Source organism: Mycobacterium sp. IS-836, assembly GCF_001954275.1.
Classification (GTDB): Bacteria; Actinomycetota; Actinomycetes; order Mycobacteriales; family Mycobacteriaceae; genus Mycobacterium.
Window position 1 is genome coordinate 1 of the sequence record NZ_MBEU01000069.1, and the last position, 541, is coordinate 541.

At 65.1% G+C, this 541-nt stretch carries 1 protein-coding gene and 1 pseudogene; one reads left to right on the forward strand and one right to left on the reverse strand.

Going from position 1 to position 541, the window contains the following annotated elements:
- Positions 1 to 365: TetR/AcrR family transcriptional regulator (locus A5747_RS19620; protein WP_142245651.1), on the reverse strand; the 365-nt coding region annotated here is incomplete at its 3' end.
- A gap of 75 nt (positions 366 to 440) precedes the next feature.
- On the opposite strand from A5747_RS19620, the pseudogene A5747_RS25530 reads away from it, so the two are divergent.
- Positions 441 to 541 (forward strand): annotated as a pseudogene (locus tag A5747_RS25530) (TetR/AcrR family transcriptional regulator); the annotation flags it as partial.

Here is a 541-nt window from a genome sequence, read left to right on the forward strand (position 1 = left end):
TCCGCTCGCATCGCCCATTCGAAGGCGGTCAGGTCCGGGTACTCGCGCATCAGTTGTCCGCACTCGTCGAGCACCGCTTCGATTCGGTCGATGACATTGCCCGGGCGTTGCGCGGCCTGCCGCAGGCGGGGCATGGACGCGTCGGCCCGGGCCGAGATCGTTGCCTTGATCAGTTCCGATTTGTTGGGAAAGTAGTTGTACAAGCTGGAACTCGTCACGTTCGCCATGCGGGCTATCTCGCGGATCGTCGCCTTCGAGTAGCCGACCTCGGCCACGCAGCGCATCGCCGCGGTGATGATTCGTCGGCGAGTCTGCTTGGCGTTTGCGCCCACCGGACGCCCGAGCTGCGACGGCGTGGCGGTCATGCACCTCCGCGGGAGCCGGAAGTCGTTGGTCGGTCGAATATATTCGACCACATATCAGTGAGGACCCGACCCACCATGACCCGAACACAGCTGGGCCGCCCCGTGGGCGCCAGTGGCGAGGAAACGCGCCGGCGGATCATCGTCGCAACCATGAGGTGTGTGGCCGAGGTCGGCTA